This is a genomic window from Flavobacterium sp., assembly GCF_031537875.1.
Classification (GTDB): Bacteria; Bacteroidota; Bacteroidia; order Flavobacteriales; family Flavobacteriaceae; genus Flavobacterium.
The window spans coordinates 13,648-31,428 of record NZ_JAVKNB010000016.1 but is presented as its reverse complement, the minus strand read 5'-3'; the positions used below and the strand labels follow the sequence as shown (position 1 = coordinate 31,428).

Annotated in this window: 14 protein-coding genes; 7 read left to right on the top strand and 7 right to left on the bottom strand. The window is 32.7% G+C overall.

All coding sequences use genetic code 11. The features are described 5' to 3' along the window. Window position 1 precedes the first annotated feature (1 nt). Together RMR09_RS10290 and RMR09_RS10285 are read right to left on the bottom strand one after the other, a co-directional pair. On the bottom strand, window positions 2–994 hold the full coding sequence (locus RMR09_RS10290; protein WP_310595715.1) for an MlaD family protein: 993 nt from the start codon (window positions 992–994) through the stop codon (window positions 2–4). Between the two features lie 45 nt (window positions 995–1,039). Beyond that, entirely contained in the window at window positions 1,040–2,218 is a 1,179-nt protein-coding gene (locus tag RMR09_RS10285) for an N-acetylmuramoyl-L-alanine amidase (RefSeq protein ID WP_310595714.1), read from the bottom strand. Window positions 2,219–2,301: 83 nt separating this feature from the next. On the opposite strand from RMR09_RS10285, the gene RMR09_RS10280 reads away from it, so the two are divergent. Then, the gene (locus RMR09_RS10280; RefSeq protein WP_310595713.1) at window positions 2,302–5,043 is read left to right on the top strand and encodes a putative LPS assembly protein LptD; all 2,742 of its coding nucleotides are present in this window, start codon (window positions 2,302–2,304) and stop codon (window positions 5,041–5,043) included. An 83-nt stretch (window positions 5,044–5,126) separates the two neighbouring features. Then, entirely contained in the window at window positions 5,127–5,507 is a 381-nt protein-coding gene (locus tag RMR09_RS10275) for a RidA family protein (RefSeq protein ID WP_310595712.1), read from the top strand. Here the strand turns inward: RMR09_RS10275 and RMR09_RS10270 are convergent. From RMR09_RS10270 to RMR09_RS10250, 5 genes are all read right to left on the bottom strand, one after another. After that, window positions 5,488–5,862: a methylglyoxal synthase gene (locus tag RMR09_RS10270; RefSeq protein ID WP_310595711.1), complete on the bottom strand. Its 375-nt coding sequence runs from the start codon at window positions 5,860–5,862 to the stop codon at window positions 5,488–5,490. The genes RMR09_RS10275 and RMR09_RS10270 overlap by 20 nt on opposite strands. A gap of 7 nt (window positions 5,863–5,869) precedes the next feature. Continuing rightward, on the bottom strand, window positions 5,870–6,721 hold the full coding sequence (locus RMR09_RS10265) for an N-acetylglucosamine kinase (protein WP_310595710.1): 852 nt from the start codon (window positions 6,719–6,721) through the stop codon (window positions 5,870–5,872). A 150-nt stretch (window positions 6,722–6,871) separates the two neighbouring features. Next, window positions 6,872–7,876, bottom strand: coding sequence for a type I glyceraldehyde-3-phosphate dehydrogenase (gap, locus tag RMR09_RS10260; RefSeq protein ID WP_310595709.1), 1,005 nt, complete (start codon window positions 7,874–7,876; stop codon window positions 6,872–6,874). Window positions 7,877–7,929: 53 nt separating this feature from the next. Further along, window positions 7,930–8,916: a 6-phosphofructokinase gene (gene pfkA / locus RMR09_RS10255; protein WP_310595708.1), complete on the bottom strand. Its 987-nt coding sequence runs from the start codon at window positions 8,914–8,916 to the stop codon at window positions 7,930–7,932. 200 nt (window positions 8,917–9,116) lie between these two features. Beyond that, complete coding sequence (locus RMR09_RS10250) at window positions 9,117–13,487, bottom strand: translocation/assembly module TamB domain-containing protein (RefSeq protein WP_310595707.1); 4,371 nt, start codon at window positions 13,485–13,487, stop codon at window positions 9,117–9,119. A 253-nt stretch (window positions 13,488–13,740) separates the two neighbouring features. On the opposite strand from RMR09_RS10250, the gene tsaD reads away from it, so the two are divergent. The 5 genes from tsaD to RMR09_RS10225 are packed head-to-tail and all read left to right on the top strand — an operon-like array spanning window position 13,741 to window position 17,780. Then, the gene (tsaD, locus tag RMR09_RS10245; RefSeq protein WP_310595706.1) at window positions 13,741–14,763 is read left to right on the top strand and encodes a tRNA (adenosine(37)-N6)-threonylcarbamoyltransferase complex transferase subunit TsaD; all 1,023 of its coding nucleotides are present in this window, start codon (window positions 13,741–13,743) and stop codon (window positions 14,761–14,763) included. Window positions 14,764–14,767: 4 nt separating this feature from the next. Then, window positions 14,768–15,475, top strand: a complete 708-nt coding sequence (locus tag RMR09_RS10240; RefSeq protein ID WP_310595705.1) for a 16S rRNA (uracil(1498)-N(3))-methyltransferase — start codon at window positions 14,768–14,770, stop codon at window positions 15,473–15,475. Between the two features lie 10 nt (window positions 15,476–15,485). Beyond that, window positions 15,486–16,124 carry a DUF4159 domain-containing protein gene (locus tag RMR09_RS10235; RefSeq protein WP_310595704.1) on the top strand — a complete coding sequence of 213 codons (639 nt, stop codon included), beginning with the start codon at window positions 15,486–15,488 and terminating at the stop codon, window positions 16,122–16,124. Then, window positions 16,124–16,630, top strand: a complete 507-nt coding sequence (locus tag RMR09_RS10230; RefSeq protein ID WP_310595703.1) for a TrmH family RNA methyltransferase — start codon at window positions 16,124–16,126, stop codon at window positions 16,628–16,630. Before RMR09_RS10235 ends, RMR09_RS10230 begins: the two co-directional genes overlap by 1 nt. Window positions 16,631–16,688: 58 nt before the next feature. Then, window positions 16,689–17,780 (top strand): AI-2E family transporter, encoded by a 1,092-nt coding sequence (locus tag RMR09_RS10225; protein ID WP_310595702.1) that lies wholly within the window; start codon window positions 16,689–16,691, stop codon window positions 17,778–17,780. Window position 17,781 lies beyond the last annotated feature (1 nt).

The window sequence follows — 17,781 nt, the reverse complement described above, 5'->3', positions numbered from 1 at the left end:
GCTAATTTTTAACTTTAGAAGTAGAGACTTTTGCAGGTCCTACATAAACTGAATCTTGAACAGGAGCTACATACGGTTTGTTTTTCTTTCCAAAAACAGAAACATTAATATAACGAGTAGGATACAATCGTACATCTTGCAACAACAATTCCATTTCTTTTGTAGTGACTTTTAAGTTGTTGTATAATGTTTCATCTTTTAACAACTTCCCTGCTGATCCTTTTCCTGATTGCAAGTCAGTCATCAGTCCATCCACTTTGGCCAATGTTTTATTCAAACTTTTAACTGTTTTACCTAAATCTGCTTTATTAATTGAATCTGAAATTTTAGCAAAATCGGTTGAAACTTTCTTGAAGTTGGTAATGACCCCTTTCAAATCGGCTTTATTATCATTTAAAATTGAACTAGCACTTGCTGAAGTAGCATGAAGTTCAACCATTGTTTGACTCAACTCAGATAAACTATTCTTTAAATTCTCTTGCGATTTTTTATCCAATATATTGTTAACTCCTAATAATAATTGATCAACTTCAACCATTACTTTATCAAATTTCTCTTGAAGTGGAACCAATTTCTCCTGAATTGAAGAGGTCAAACTTAATTTCACATTCCCCTTTAAATTTTGACGATCTAATGCCAATGTTTTATTACTAAAGTCGGGTTCGATTGCAATTTGCCTTCCTCCTATCAAACCTGGTTCATATAGAGTGGCTGCACTCGTGCTAGATATTGGGAAATCAGTTGTAATTTGTAATTCTACTAACAATTTACCTGTAACTGGATTAATAGTAATTGAACTCACTTTTCCGATAGACAAACCATTTAAAGTTACTGGAGCTGATTGAGTAAGCCCTTCTACATTATCATATTCAACATAAAATGTTTTATAAGAAGAAAAAAGATCTTTACTTTTTAAAAAGCTATATCCCCAAATGAACAACAAAATAGATGCTATAACTAATACAGCGGTTTTAATTTCTCTTGATATTTTCAAAATGTAAATTTTTGTGCAAAATTAATATAAAATAATGGACTAAAGCTATAATTTCAATGCTTCTTGAATACTTATTTTTTCACCATTTTTGAAGGCAATTAGGAATGATGAAGAATAGCCTTTACTCTTAGATTCTTGCAATAGTTTTTTAGCCTCTTCATAATCAGAAGTTTCACCATACATATAAATGTATGATTTATTGTTAGTATCCATTGTTATAGGACTTAACCCTTTAAAGTTTTTGGCTTCTAAAGCTACTTTCTTCACACTAACTCCTATTTGAACTTTGTAAATCAACCCCAAAGAGGTAGTTTCTTTTTTAGGCTCCACTTTTTTAATTTCTGGAGCTGGAACAACAGTTTTAACTTTAAGTGGTTCAGTAGTATCTTTAGTTGATTTTTCTATTATTATTTTTTTGGATGGTTTTAAAGGTTCAATTGCTATTATACCATCCCCAAAATATTCATTCCTATATCCAATGATAGCGTTTGCTATGGCTTGTGCTATTTCTTGTTGCCCTTCTTCTGAATTTAATTTTTCTCCTTCAACAGGATTAGAAACAAATCCCATTTCTATCAATACTCTTGGCATATAGGCTTTGTGTAAAACCATAAAAGGAGCTTGTTTAACCCCACCATGGCGAAGTTTTTTACCTAATGTTCCAAATTGCTCCTCCACTTTACTTGCCAAAGAAATACTGTTGTCTAAAAATTCTTCCTGCATCAATGTCATTCCTAGCAATGATTCTGGTGAATTAGGATCAAATCCTTGGTATTTTTGTTTATAATCTTTTTCATAAACAATAACTTTGTTTTCGCTCTTGGCTACAGCTAAATTTGATGCTAATTTATTCAAACCCATTACATAGGTCTCTGTTCCATCTGCTGCTAAATTCGGATTTGCATTACAGTGTATCGATACAAATATGTCTGATTTGGCTCTATTGGCAATATTCGCTCGTTCAATCAAATCAATAAAAGCATCTGTTTTTCGAGTATAAATCACATCTATTTTATTCGTTTTTTCTAATAGTTTACCCACTTTTAAAACAACAGCTAATGCAATATTTTTTTCAATACGCCCACTATAGACCGCTCCGTAATCATGATCTCCGTGACCTGCGTCTAAGGTTACTTTAAAACGTGAATTTTGACTAAAAGAAGTTAGCGATGAAACTAACAGAAAAAAAGAAAAGAAAACTTTAATTTTATTGGTAAAAGACATAAATCTGTATGTTAATTTTAATTAAAACTCTACGGTTATAAATTATTTATTTGACTATTTTTGCCGAAAAATAATATGTAAGTTTGGCACATCAAAAAACAAACCATATTTTTACAAAAATAGCATTTAAACCTTTGCGTACAAACTTATTTAATATCGTTTTATTATCAATTTTCCTAACAATTGGGTCTAGCAAATTGTACTCTCAAGATATTACTAAGAAAACCCCTTCTATTCCATCTAAAACCGAAGTAAAAAAAGGAAAAAACAACCTTAATTCGAGCAAAGAAAAAATAGAAGAAAGCAAATCAGATACTATAAAAAAAGACAGTATCAAGCCTAAAAAAGCGTTTCTTGAAGGTAAAGTACGTTATAAAGCAAATAACTATACTAAAATAGATCAAAAGAAAAAACACATTACTTTATACGATAAAGCAGAACTATACTATCAGGATGTCGAACTAAAATCCGGAGTTATACTTTTAGATTATGAAAAAAATGAAGTGTATGCTGGAAGAATAAAAGACTCTACAGGAAAATACACTCAATTCCCCAATTTCAAACAAGGAGCTAATGTTATTGAACCTGATTCAATCCGATTTAATTTCAAAACCAAGAAAGCCATTATTTGGAATTCGAGAACAGACCAAGGCGAATTTAAAGTAAAAGCAGCAATAACTAAAAAAGAAAACGACTCTGTTTATTTTCTTAGAGGAGCCCGTTTCAGTACTTCAAAAGAAGTTGATAATCCCGAATATTATTTTCAAACTAACAAAATAAAATTTGTTCCAGGAAAAAAAGTGGTGACAGGTGTAACCAATCTGGTTATAGCTAACGTTCCTACTCCAATTGCCTTACCATTTGCTTTTTTCCCAATGAGTAAAGAAACAAGTGTTTCAGGGATTTTGTTACCAAGTTACAATGATTCCAATACTCGCGGATTTGCACTTCAAAATGGAGGATATTATTTTGCCCTTAGTGATCATTACGACTTAACTGTTTTAGGTGATTACTACACCAATGGTAGTTACGGAATGCGCTTTGAATCGAATTATGCCAAAAGATATAATTTTCGAGGCAATATGAATATTCGTTTTGAAAACTTAGTCACAAGTGAACGTGGTTATCCTGACTATTCTAAACAACGAATTTTCAACATTCAATGGTCGCATTCAAGGGATAGTAAAGCCAATCCCAACTCTAGTTTTTCTGCCTCTGTTAATCTTGGAAGCAGTAAATATTTCAAACAATCCATCAATCAAATCAATATTGGTTCCAACTTAAATAACACCATGAGTTCTTCTGTTTCTTACAGCAGAACTTTTAATGGATTAGGGCCACAATCTAGATTATCATTAACAGCAACCCATTCCCAAAATACCCAAACCGAACGAATTGATATGACGCTACCTACCTTACAATTTAGTGTAGATCGTATTTATCCTTTTGTAGGGAAAAATGGTGTTAAAAAAGGTTTTTTCAAAAATATAAATCTACAATACGACTTAAGTGGTAAAAACAGTATTACTACTACCGACTCACTATTTTTCAAGAAAAAAATGTTTGACGATGCTAAAATTGGTTTTCAACATAGCATTCCGCTAAGTACCAATTTCAAATTATTCAAATATTTCAGTGCCTCTTCTTCTATGAATTACAAAGAAGTTTGGTATACCGAAACCATCAATCGAAATTATGATTCCAATCAAGGAAAAGTTGTTGATACCAAAGTGAAAGGATTTGATGCTTATAGAACTTACTCTTTCTCTTCAAGTGTTGGAACTACTATCTATGGAACTTTTAATTTTGGCTCCGATAAAAAGATCCAAGCCATTCGACATGTGATGCGACCTTCTATCTCTTATGGTTATACTCCTAGCTTTGAAAAATACTACGATACCTATGCAGCAGATGGAAGTGGTACAATGTTAAAACAATACTCTCGATTTGAAGCGGGAATTTATGGCGCACCAGGAAGCGCTAATTCTAATACTTTAGGATTTGATTTGAGTAATACATTTGAAGCTAAAGTAAGGGATAAAGACAGTACTAAAACCGACCCTAAAAAAGTAATGCTGCTTAACAACTTAAATCTTTCTACTAGCTATGATTTGAATGCTGATGGAGTTAAAAATTTGGCTTGGTCTCCTGTGAGAGTTAGTGGTGGAACACAGTTCTTCGACAAAAAAATGAATGTCAATTTTGGGGCTACTTTAGATCCTTATGCTATCGACAATTCAGGAAAAAGAATTAATGTTTACAATATTGATAACGGTGGAAGTTTGTTCAGAATGACAAGTGCCAATATGACTTTGAATTATTCTATTTCTAGAGAAAAAGGTAAAAAGAAAGAAGATACTAGCCAAACGCAACGAAACGGAGGTCGTGAAGATGACTTATTTGGTAGAGCCAATTTAGGTAACACTAAAAAGAGTTTATTTGATGAAGACGAAGACAAGAGCAAAGGAGACGATGCGCTTTCTGAATTCTTTCAATCAAAACTACCTTGGGACATGACTTTTGCTTATTCATTGACTTATGGAAATAACAATCGTGAGAATAAAATCATTGGAAATTCACTTATGATTTCAGTCAATGCGGATTTAAGTAAAAAATGGAAAACAGGAGTTTCTACTGGTTATGATTTTGTACAAAAAGGGGTTACGTATACACAACTCCGATTTGAAAGAGATTTATTAAGTTGGAGAATGGATTTCAATTGGTCTCCTTTTGGAACGTATGCCAATTGGGGGTTCTTCATCGGAATCAAATCAGGGGTATTAAGTGATATTAAATGGGATAAACGAAGTACATTAAGTAGATAAATATAATCCCTTAACGGCAAGTTTGTACAAGTAAAGACAAAAGCAACATTATATGTTACCACTAAAAAATAAAATTTAAACATATGAAAAAAATAATTTTTACAGAAAAAGCACCTGCACCAATTGGCCCTTACAATCAAGCCGTAGTATCAGGTAATACTTTATACACTTCAGGGCAAATAGCAATTAATCCGGCTACTGGAGAATTAGTTCTAGATACTATAGAAATAGAAACTAAACAGGTAATGGAAAACATGAAGGCTGTTTTAGAAGCTGCTGGGATGACATTTGAAAATGTAGTAAAGTCTACAATATTCATTTCAAACATGAATGATTTTGGAACAATCAATTCCATTTACGGAGCTTATTTTAACGAAAAAACCGCTCCAGCTCGTGAAACGGTTCAAGTGGCTTGTTTGCCAAAAAACGTAAATGTAGAAATCTCTATGATTGCAGTGCTATAGCATTTAATAATAATTGTGCCGTTGCTTCGTTAGTTGCCAATGGCACATTATGTACATCGCATACGCGAATTAGCATATTAATATCAGCTTCATGCGGATGACTAGACAAAGGATCTTTAAAGAAGAAAACCATTTGTGTTTTCCCTTCAGCTACTCTACCCGCAATTTGAGCATCACCTCCTAGAGGACCTGACAACATTCTTGTTACTCTAAATCCAGCTTGTTCTGCTTGACCTCCAGTAGTTCCTGTTGCAATCAAATTGATGTTTTCTCGCTGTAAAATTGCTTTGTTTTTTATCAAAAACTGAACTAAATCAGCTTTTTTCCCATCGTGTGCAATAACAGCTATTTCCATTTATTTTTTATTTATTAGCAACGTGATACGCAATCAATCCATCGATTGGTCTTCGTAACACATTACCTAATTTAATTTGGTATTTATCAAAAGTAACCTCTAGTTCTTCTTTTAAATAGAAAGCAATAGATCCTACAAAATGAACAGGTACTTCTTGATAATTATCGTATTGTCTGATGTAATTTTTAACAAACGATTTCATCCCTTTGTAAATGATTTTTTTACAGAAAGGATCTTCTTTGTGCTGAATCAAAAATTTGGCAAAAGTCGCTAAATATGCATTTGGATTCGCTTCTTTATACAATTTACTCTTGATATAATCTGGAGTCATATCGTATTCTTTTTCAAATTCGACAGCTAAATGCTGAGGCATTTTATTGAAATAATACTTTCTAATCAATTCTTTTCCAAAAACATTTCCACTACAATCATCCATTACGATATAACCTAATGATTGTACTTTTTGATGCAATTCTTTTCCATCAAAATAACTACAGTTTGAACCTGTACCCAAAATACTAACTATAGCACTTTCTCCTTTTGGTGTAGTTGCATATACCGCTGCATAAGTATCTTCTTCTACTACAACTATAGCATTAGGAAAATACGCTTGAAAAACCTGAGAAAGAAATAATTTCATTCTTTCAGTACCACAACCTGCTCCGTAAAAGAACAAGTGAGTTGCCTCATTTTTATTTTGTAGAATATCAAAGCGATCATTCAAACGATCAACAACTTCTTCTTCGTCAAGAATTTCTGGATTCAAACCTAAGGTTTGCGTTGTGAACAATACTTTTCCACTATCGTCTATCGCAATCCAATCGGCTTTGGTAGAACCACTATCAACTATTAATTTCATCTTTTGGTTTTTTTGGTTTTTTGAGTTTTGGAAATCTATTTAAAAGTTTATAAAATTAAGCATTTTATACCGTTTTGAATAGATGAAAATAGTAAAAAAATAAAATCCCGTTACAATAACAATAACGGGATTTTATTGAAAAGGTTTAGATTATTTTAAACCTGCAATATGAACAGATAAATCAATTAATTTACTTGAATAACCATATTCGTTATCGTACCAAGAAATAATTTTGAAGAAAGTAGAATTCAAACCAATTCCAGCTTTTGCATCAATAATAGAAGTTCTTGAATCAGATACGAAGTCATTAGATACTACGTCATCTTCTGTATATCCTAAGATACCTTTCATGGTAGTTTCAGATGCTTTTTTCAATACAGCCATAATCTCAGCATACGAAGTTTCTTTAGCTAATTTTACAGTTAAATCTACTGCAGAAACGTCAACAGTAGGAACACGCATTGACATACCAGTTAATTTTCCGTTTAATGAAGGAATTACTACTCCTACCGCTTTAGCAGCACCTGTAGAAGAAGGAATCATATTCACTAATGCAGAACGACCTCCTCTAAAATCTTTTCTAGAAGGACCGTCATTAGTCATTTGAGTTGAAGTTGTAGCGTGAACAGTTGTCATTAAACCTTCAACAATTTCGAAGTTGTCATGAATAACTTTAGCCATTGGAGCTAAACAGTTAGTAGTACAAGAAGCGTTAGAAACAACTAAGTCAGAAGCTTTTGCAGTTTCATGATTTACTCCCATAACAAACATTGGAGCATCAGCAGAAGGAGCAGAAATGATTACTTTTTTAGCACCACCTTTAATATGCTCGCTAGCAGTTTCAACAGTTGTAAAGAAACCAGTACATTCAGCAACTACATCAACATCAACTTCATTCCATTTCAAATCAGCTGGATTTCTTTCAGCAGTGATACGAATGTGTCTTCCGTTTACATATAATTTACCTTCTTTTACTTCTACAGTTCCATTGAAACGACCGTGAACGGAATCATACTTTAATAAGTAAGCTAAGTGATCAACATCTAATAAGTCATTGATAGCTACTACCTCAACATTGTCTCTATTGAAAGATTCTCTAAAAACAATTCTTCCAATTCTTCCGAAACCGTTTATTCCTAATTTTACTTTTGACATTTTAATTTAGTTTTAATTTTAGATTTAGTTTATTTAGTGTGATTTTTGATTTATTAAATCGATACGATATCCGAAACACGGATTAATTCTCTATCAATTTCTGAATGTCCTTTTATAGCTTGTTCCAAAGGAGTCAATGTGATTTTATCTTGATTGATTCCTGCCATTAAATTTGATTTTCCTTCCAATAAAGATTCTACAGCCTTTACTCCAAGTCTACTCGCCAATACTCTATCGAAACAAGATGGAGAACCTCCTCTTTGCATGTGACCAAGAACAGAAACTCTAACATCATACTCAGGTAAATTAGACTCAACATAATCTTTTAATTCGAAAACGCTTTTTCCAATTTTATCTCCCTCAGCAATCACGACTATACTAGATGATTTTCCTGTTGCTTTACTCTTTTTAAGTGAATCTAACAATCGTTCTAATCCCATATCTTCTTCGGGAATCAAAATTTCTTCTGCTCCTGCTCCAATACCTGCATTTAATGCAATGTGTCCCGCATCACGACCCATTACTTCAACTAAGAATAATCGGTTATGAGAACTTGCTGTATCACGAATTTTATCAATTACTTCTACCACTGTATTCAAAGCAGTATCGTATCCTAACGTATGACTAGTTCCAAAAATATCATTATCAATAGTACCAGGAATTCCAATTACAGGAAAATCATATTCAGAATTGAACAATAAAGCCCCAGTAAAACTTCCGTCACCACCAATAACAACAAAAGCATCAATTTCGGCTTTCACCAAATTATCATACGCTTTTTTTCTTCCTTCTGGAGTTTTAAATTCCATAGAACGAGCTGATTTTAAAATCGTCCCTCCTTTATTAATAATATTATTAACGCTACGAGGTCCCATTTCTTTGAAGTCACCTTCAATCATTCCTTGGTATCCTCTGTAAATCCCTATACATCCAATATTATGAAATGCACAAGTTCTAACTACTGAGCGTATTGCAGCATTCATTCCTGGTGAATCACCACCAGAAGTTAAAACACCTATTTTTCTTATTTTATTTGGCATTATTTATAGTATTTGGCGTAAAATTAATAAACGCGAATTAGTTTCAAAGCTATGTTTTTAATAAATTAAAAAAACGTCTTAAATTCAAACGTTTTCGTTAATAAGTTTTCAAAAAAGCAATAAAAATAAACTTTTTTTAAAAAAATATAATTATTTAGTTATAATTTGAGAATTAATGAATTATACTCAAAAAACCGTATTTAATCTTCTTCTGGAATACGTGCTTCTTGATTTACTTTAGGCGTTTCTTTGGTGGATTTTTTAGAGCCGGAAAACCGAATGAAATCAGGGGCTATGTCCGAATCCTGATCTAGATACTCCGAAGGAATTGCCTGTTGTACTTGTCGTTTTGCAAACATTTTGTTTACCAATTCTCTAAAAGTATCAAAATCAACTTCGTACGATATTCCTAAACCTTGGGTATAACCTATTCCCTGACCTATATAATTGATGTCATTTTCTTTATTAAAAATTCGACCATTCAGTGTACCGTCTTCGTTCAATCGCCAAAGTAATTCTACATTGCCAATAAATGCCGTTTGATTTATTCCGCCAAAAGGGACTCCTAGTTTTCCATTAAACGTAATTCGTTCATTAATTTTGGACGAAATAGAAGCTTCAAATCGACCATCGGTCTCTTTTCCTAAGCGTTTATCAGCACCTACTACATTTATTCCTATATTGAATTTTTCGTCATTCGATTTAATCACATTCCCTAATAATCCTGTAGCTGTCTCAAATAAGCTTCCTGACAAATCTGCTTTACTCATCCCTTCTGTACTCAAGAAACTTCCTGAAGAAAGCAAATACAAAGCCTGAGTTTGACGGACTTCTTTATCGTATAGTTTTGTTTGAATTTCTGACTTTAACACATTACTCACCGTTGGAAAATCAATATTAAAATCAGGCTCCGGACTCATTAAATCACCTCGTATACCTATCACTACTTCAACAGGAACTTTTTTGTTAAATGAAGAATTCTCAATTAGCAAGGATGGATTTGCTGTAGTTTTATATACCGCTTCTAAATTCAATTGGGCTTTCAAAGGATTCCCTTCCCAAGAAATTGACCCCCCTTTTTTAACGGTGAATTTTTTATTAATTCCTGTAGTTTTAAAATTATAGGTACCTTCATACGCTTGGAAATCTCCCCACATATTGAATTTGCCTAACGTATTTATTTTAAACAAAAGAGAACCATTTCCTCTTCCCTTCATCCCGTGTCCTGAATTTCGATCTAAAATAACCTCTACTTCAGCATCTGGAGTAATATCAAAATCAAACTCTAAATCTAGTCCTTTGTAATTACTCGGTTTTTCTACAATTCCTTTCTTTAGATTAAACTTTTCTTTAGGTGTGACAAAATGAAGAAAACTATTCTCTCCAACACTTTCGGCATTGTTAATAGGAATTTTCACATCTGTCCCTTTTTCTGACTTTGCATCTACCTTAATTTCTAAATTATTTGTTGGCCCTTTAATGGTTGCACTTCCATTGATAAAGGCTGTTCCAAAGTAAGCTGCATCTTCGCTGTCTTTTGAATTCAATGCTAACAATCGTTTTGAAGCAATAGCCAAATCCAATTTCCAATTAGAAAAATTCTTATGTTCTATACTCCCATTCAATATTCCTTTGGTGCCAAATTTTGAATCGGTTAATGAATTATTTCTAAACAAAAACTTCTCGTCAGTTAAGTCGACAATCGTTCGCTCAGCCAACTCATAATCAACGCCTAAATAAGGAATACCCATTCCCGCTTTATCAATATACAAACGGCCATTAATCTCTGGTTTATTTACATTTCCTTGAATCGTAGCATTCCCAGAAGCAAATCCCCTAATATTAGATAATACTTCACCACCTAAAGAACCTAAGGTAGCCAACTTGAATTGATCAAATTTAACTCGCAAATCCAATAAGGTTTCATTATTTTTCACCTCAAGATTTCCACCCGCGTTAAACGATTCAAAATCTTCGTTTTGAATTGATGAATTGATAGTGAATTTAGACAAACTCTCATCTCCTTGAATATCAAAGTCAAGGGTTCCTAAATCGGTCTTATTAAGATTCAGATGGTCAATAACTAAAGAAGCTGTAGGCTGATAAATAGCTTTGTTTTGCTTAAAATTTACTTCTCCATTAATATTCCCATTGAACACAAAATGTTCGTTTTCTGGAGTAATTTTATTCAGATTTACCTCCTTGAAATTCAATTTCAGGTCCTTATACGAATTTCCTCTAAGCAGTCCCGACAACTCAATTCTTTGATTTTCGTGTGACAAGACAATGTCTTCAATAGCAAATTCTTTTAACGCTTTATCAAATACAATACGATTATCCTGTGTGTCATTTTCGTTTAAAAACCACAAATAATCCTTGAACTTGACTTCGGACTTACTGATACCAACCACATTATTTTTGTCTTTATTAATGGTGTGGTATAAGTTCAAATTAAAATAATCTTCTCCTTTAGCTCCGCCCTTAAATTCTGTTCGAAAAAACAATGAATCTTTCATGGTAACATTAATCAAACTAAAGTCACGAATTTTATAATACTTTGATTTGATAGAATCTAATTCGATGTAAGCATTATACAATGGGTTTTTATTATCCACATTAATTCTTACATTATCAAAGGTATTCTTGGCGGCAATAATCTGAGGCGAATTGAAATTAAGCTTAAATTCATTCTTATCCGAATTAATATTCCCTTTTACAATGGTATTAGTTTGTATCGAAACCTCAGGAAAAAGTACTTCTACAATCTTGTTGTTAATGGCGAAATTAAAATTCAAAAACTGCCCTTTTTCAACTTTGTTAGGCTTGTAATTAGTATATAAACTTCCTAATGAATTCTCAACTAATTTTTGTAATTGGTTGAATTTGTATTTCCCTTCTATTTTCCCATCTACAATATCAGGAGAATTGACTGTAATCGTTCTTATTTTATTTGTATCAAAACTAGAATTAATAGTGAAATCATTAAAGAAATAAGTCGACTTCGAATTTTCGTAAGTCGCTTGATTTACAAATACATTTCCTTGCAAATTATCAATGGTATTTCCTGAAACCTGAACCGCAATATCTCCTTTTACTAGTGATTTAGCATCATTGCTTAGTTTTAGCTGATACAAATTAGCATTCACAATCCCAATATGAAAATCGAATCGACTGTCTTTTTTTGTCCAATCAACAAGTCCATCAAAATTCAAGTTCAAATTAGGATCATTTACGGTAACTTTTCCTTGATAAATAGGCATTTTGAAATTACCATTCACTTCTAGATTGTGGTAAGAATAATTATTATAATCTAATTGAGAGATGGCTCCCTTAATTTGTGTATTCAAATATTTCTCAGTAAAACCGATTCCATCAATATCCAAATTCAAACTAATTTTACCTAAGTCCTTCTCTGCCACAAAAGTGCCTAAATCAAAATTATCTAAAACTACATTCCCAACATAAGATGCCTTATCAATAAAATCAATGGAATGCATTACAAAATTAGATTTCACTTTCCCTAAAGCAGTAGCCATCGTAAAATCAGCATCAATAAATGTTCTTGTTAATTCCGTCTTGCCCACAAGATTAAAGGTTCCTAATTTTTTCAAATTCGAAGGCAAGGTTTTTCCTAAAACATTAGGCAGCAGAGCCACTAGATTATCATAGCTAGATAAAAGAGTGCTAAACTTTCCTTTCATGTAAAATTGTTGTCCTTTTTTGGGAAACAAATTCTTAAATCGAATTGCGCCAACCATCTTGCTTTTCTTAGAATCTACTAAATGCAGTTGACTTACTTTTAAATTATTCAGTGTACCCTGCAAATTGGCTTTAGTGTAAAAGAACTGATTCTTCCCTAGTTCATTATAAAAACAACGGATATCATTAGAAGCTAAAGTGGATGATGCCAATTGAACATCAAATTGTACTTTATTATTGAAATCTGCAAAATCTGCAATTGTATAATTTAAGACGACATTCGCCTTTATTTCTGATTTTTCTTTGGTAACCGCTTCTAACTTGGTTAACTTGATTTGTTTTTTAGTGTAACTAAATACGCCGCTTAATTTTTTAATATAGACGCCGCGATGATCCAAAAAAGACATTTTGAGGATATTGGTATTCACATCTGGACCATACAATTTAAAGTCTGACAACTGAATATTCAATTTGGCAAAATCAACATCTTTAGGAACAACTCTGTTTTCATCGGTTAAAATAAAACGACCTTTGGTAATTTGAGCTTCTTTCGCAGTTAATAAAAAATGTTTTTTAGAAGGTTTTCCCTCTCCAAAAGCATTAATAAAAACATCAATATTAGTTAGTTTTTCCTTTTTATAGGTTTTTAGATTGAATACTAGACCATCCAAATGTAAATCACTAAAAATGAGATCTCCATCTAATAATTTTTTACCATCTAAAATTGTGGTTTTAATTCTGTCGGCATAAATCAACGTATCTTGGTGATGATCCCGAATCAATACCTTTTTAAATTTAACTCCACCAAAAGGAGAAATCGCGACTTGATCTATCGAAATATTGGTACCAAAATCTTCATTAATTGTAGTCATAAAATGCTGCGCAATCTTTGTTTGCACGACAGGTAAACTGAGTGCAATGCCAAGAATCAGTAAAAGGAGTACAAATCCAATTAACGAACGAGATACTATTTTTTTGACGTTTTCGATACGGTTTATAATTTAATTCTTTGAAATTCTAATTTGGCTTCACAAAGAGAGCCGCTTTAAATAAAATTCTTTAATTTTGGCTGCTCTGTAAAATAGAAACAGAATGCCAAATATAATTTAAAATTCGCGCTTTTTTATGCAAAATTCCGAGGTTTTTATTCTTGCCATCGAAAGTTCTTGCGACGATACCGCAGCTGCCGTTTTACACAACGATAAAGTACTCTCTAATGTTGTTGCTAATCAGCTCATTCACAATCAATATGGCGGTGTAGTTCCTGAATTAGCCTCACGAGCACATCAGCAAAATATAGTTCCCGTAATTGACGCTGCTTTGCGAAAAGCAAATATACAAAAAGAACAGCTCTCGGCAATTGCTTTCACTCAAGGCCCTGGATTGATGGGTTCCTTGCTCGTGGGAAGCTCTTTTGCAAAATCAATGTCGTTAGCCTTACAAATTCCTTTGATTGCAGTCAACCACATGCATGCGCATATTTTAGCCCATTTCATTGACGAAGAAGGATTTGAAAAACCCAAATTCCCTTTTCTGGCTTTGACAATTAGCGGTGGTCACACACAAATTGTTCGTGTGGATGGTTTTTTTGACATGACCATTATCGGAGAAACGACAGATGATGCCGTTGGCGAAGCTTTTGACAAAAGCGCTAAAATACTTGGCCTACCCTATCCCGGCGGACCATTGGTAGACAAATATGCTCAACTAGGAAACCCAAAAGCCTTTCCGTTTACCAAACCTAGAGTTCCTGGATTGGATTTTAGTTTTTCGGGATTGAAAACGGCTATTTTGTATTTTATCCAAAAGAAAAAACTAGAAAACCCGAATTTTATAGACGAAAACACCAATGATATTTGCGCTTCTATTCAACACACCATTATTGAAATTTTGATGGATAAATTGAAGTTAGCAGTAAAAGAAACTGGAATCAAACAAATCGCTATTGGCGGAGGCGTTTCAGCTAATTCTGGCATACGCAACACATTAAAAGAAGCCGAAAAAAAATACGGATGGAAAACTTTCATTCCTAAATTTGAATACACCACCGATAATGCTGCAATGATTGGAATTGTAGGTTATCAAAAGTTTTTATCCGAACATTTTGAAACTTCATCAGTAGTTTCTAAAGCACGAATTCAATTCTAATACTATGCAATTATTTTATAATTCTACCATAAACGAAACTACAGAAAGCTTTACTTTTGACAGAGAAGAGAGTAAACACATCATTAAAGTATTACGTAAGAAAGATGGCGATATTTTATTTGTAACGAATGGTTTAGGATATTTATTTAAAACTGAAATTACCTTAGCATCGGATTCTAAATGCACCGTTCAAATGGTTTCTTTTGAAAAATCAGCACCTTCCAATTTTAAATTGCATTTAGCTGTTGCTCCAACCAAAATGAACGATCGTTACGAATGGTTTTTGGAAAAAGCAACTGAAATTGGTATTCAAGAAATTACCCCTATAATTTGTGATCGCTCTGAACGAAAAGTAATCAACACTGATCGTTTTGAGAAAATTATTCTTTCGGCCATGAAGCAATCTAACGAATTGTATTTACCCAAACTGAATCCAGCGATTTCGTTCAAAGAGTTTATAAAACAACAAAACGAGGGGCTGCAACTCATCGCTCATTGTGAAGAAACGGATAAAAAAACATTGAAATCTGTTGTACGACCCAATACAAATATCACTGTATTAATTGGTCCTGAAGGCGATTTTTCTGAGAAAGAAATTGCTTTGGCATTGGAACAAAAATACATTCCTGTATCTTTAGGAAATACACGTTTGCGAACAGAAACAGCAGCTGTAGTAGCTTGCCATAGCGTGGTGTTTTTTAATGAGAAATAAATTATAGACTATGAGAAAAATCCATTTCTTATTGTTATTCCTATCATTTCAATGCTTTTCACAAGAAATTGCTTTGGTCAAATACCATGGCGGTGGCGATTGGTACGCTAATCCTACCTCTTTGCCTAATTTAATTCGGTTTTGTAATTCCAGTATTAACACCAAAATCAAATCAAAACCAGCTACTGTAGAACCCAATAGCCCCGATATTTTTAGCTATCCTTACATTCATATGACAGGTCACGGCAATGTGATTTTCAATACTGAAGAAGAAACCAATCTTAGAAACTATTTAAACTCAGGAGGTTTTTTACATATTGATGACAATTATGGCATGAATGAATACATTAGAAAAACCATTAAAAAACTATTTCCATCTAACGAACTAGTTGAAATCCCTGCCAATCACGCTATTTTTCAAAAGCCTTTTAATTTTCCTAATGGTTTACCTAAAATCCACGAACACGACAACAAACGTCCGCAAGCCTTTGGAATTTTTGTAAAAAATCGCTTGGTCTTACTCTATACTTTTGAGTGTGACTTAGGAGATGGTTGGGAAGATGCTGAAGTTCACAATGATCCTGTAGAAGTTCGTCAAAAAGCATTGAAAATGGGAGCTAATATTATCTATTATATTTTTAATAATTAATGCAACTTACTCACGAAAATACCAACTTTCAAAAACAATCATTTCCAGTAACCTTGGTTTGTGATCATATTTATTTTCAACAAAACATTGGTTCGTTGTTCCGAATTGGAGAAGCTTTTGGTATTGAGAAAATTATTTTTATTGGTAAAGATATTCCTTTAACTCCAAGAAAAATCAATAAAACTTCTCGGAGTACGCATCTGCAAGTTCCCTACACTGTTATTGAAGAGACTACTGCCGCTATAGAGTATTTATCTAGTAATAATTACGAAATTATAGCTTTAGAAATAGCGAATACAAGTAAACCTATTAACGAAGTTAAAGTATTAAAAAATCATAAAATAGCCTTGTTAATTGGAAGCGAAATCGCGGGTGTTAGCGAATCACTTCTAGCAACAGCAAACCAAATTACCCATATCAATATGTATGGTTCCAATAGTAGTATGAATGTAGTTCAAGCCGCTAGTATTGCTTTGTATGAAATTACTAACAGGCTAAAGGAATAAGAACTAATTAGATTTTAAAATTCCCTATCTTTATAACATCAATAAAAAACTAATTGAAATGATTACATCAAAAACAATTGCTAACGGAATCTTGAAAGCTATAGGAACTTTGGTCGTGATAGCTATTGGCCTTTATTTGTTGTATCAAATTCAATCTGTTCTTATTTACCTAGTTGTAGCCTTGATTCTAACATTAATTGGGAATCCTATTTTAGACTTCTTAAAAAAACGATTGAAGTTTAAACATACTCTTGCTACTGTTACTACACTACTTTTTTTCGTGCTTATTATTGTTGGATTTATTGCTCTTTTTATTCCTTTGGTGCTTTCACAAAGTCAAAATTTATCATTGCTAGACACCGAATCAATAGAAAAAAATGCCACTTTCTTAACCAACCAATTAATTACTTTTCTAGAAAGCCATCATATCGATGCATCCAGAATAATTAAAGAAGCTAATATTAGTTCTAAAATAAATTTCAGTTTTATCCCGAATTTATTGAATACAATTCTAGGAACAATCAGTAGCTTCGGAATAGGTTTAGCCTCTGTTCTTTTCATAACTTTTTTCTTTTTCAAAGACCGCGAACTATTTGTAATTGGCGCAAAAAAATTAATTCCAGACAGTCACGAAACACAAATTTTAAATTCATTAGAGAAAATCAATCACTTGTTATCTCGATATTTTATTGGACTATTACTACAACTCGGTATCGTATTTGTTTTATATCTAATTGTTTTATCTATTTTCAATATTCCAGATGCTATAATCATTGCTTTTTTATGTGCGGTATTAAACATCATTCCTTATATCGGACCACTAATAGCTACTGTGCTAGCTGCTATTTTAACTATGATTAGTCATTTGGGTAGTGATTTTCAAACTGTAACTTTACCTACTACTATTTCTATTTTAATTGGTTTTTGGATTGTTCAACTTATCGATAATAATGTGTCGCAACCTATTATTTTTTCGAAGAGTGTCAGCTCACATCCGTTAGAAATTTTCTTAGTCATACTAATTGCAGGATTCCTTTCAGGGATTTTAGGAATGATAATCGCTGTACCATTATACACGATTCTGAAAGTTGTTGGAAAGGAATTTTTTCCTAACAACATTGTGATTCAATTATTAACTAAAAACATTTAGT

Coding starts and splice junctions, on each gene's coding strand:
- tsaD (WP_310595706.1), top strand. CDS start 13,741: ATGCAAAATTCCGAGGTTTTTATTCTTGCCATCGAAAGTTCTTGCGAC.
- pfkA (WP_310595708.1), bottom strand. CDS start 8,916: ATGCCAAATAAAATAAGAAAAATAGGTGTTTTAACTTCTGGTGGTGAT.
- RMR09_RS10285 (WP_310595714.1), bottom strand. CDS start 2,218: ATGTCTTTTACCAATAAAATTAAAGTTTTCTTTTCTTTTTTTCTGTTA.
- RMR09_RS10265 (WP_310595710.1), bottom strand. CDS start 6,721: ATGAAATTAATAGTTGATAGTGGTTCTACCAAAGCCGATTGGATTGCG.
- RMR09_RS10225 (WP_310595702.1), top strand. CDS start 16,689: ATGATTACATCAAAAACAATTGCTAACGGAATCTTGAAAGCTATAGGA.
- RMR09_RS10250 (WP_310595707.1), bottom strand. CDS start 13,487: ATGACTACAATTAATGAAGATTTTGGTACCAATATTTCGATAGATCAA.
- RMR09_RS10275 (WP_310595712.1), top strand. CDS start 5,127: ATGAAAAAAATAATTTTTACAGAAAAAGCACCTGCACCAATTGGCCCT.
- RMR09_RS10270 (WP_310595711.1), bottom strand. CDS start 5,862: ATGGAAATAGCTGTTATTGCACACGATGGGAAAAAAGCTGATTTAGTT.
- RMR09_RS10240 (WP_310595705.1), top strand. CDS start 14,768: ATGCAATTATTTTATAATTCTACCATAAACGAAACTACAGAAAGCTTT.
- RMR09_RS10235 (WP_310595704.1), top strand. CDS start 15,486: ATGAGAAAAATCCATTTCTTATTGTTATTCCTATCATTTCAATGCTTT.
- RMR09_RS10230 (WP_310595703.1), top strand. CDS start 16,124: ATGCAACTTACTCACGAAAATACCAACTTTCAAAAACAATCATTTCCA.
- gap (WP_310595709.1), bottom strand. CDS start 7,876: ATGTCAAAAGTAAAATTAGGAATAAACGGTTTCGGAAGAATTGGAAGA.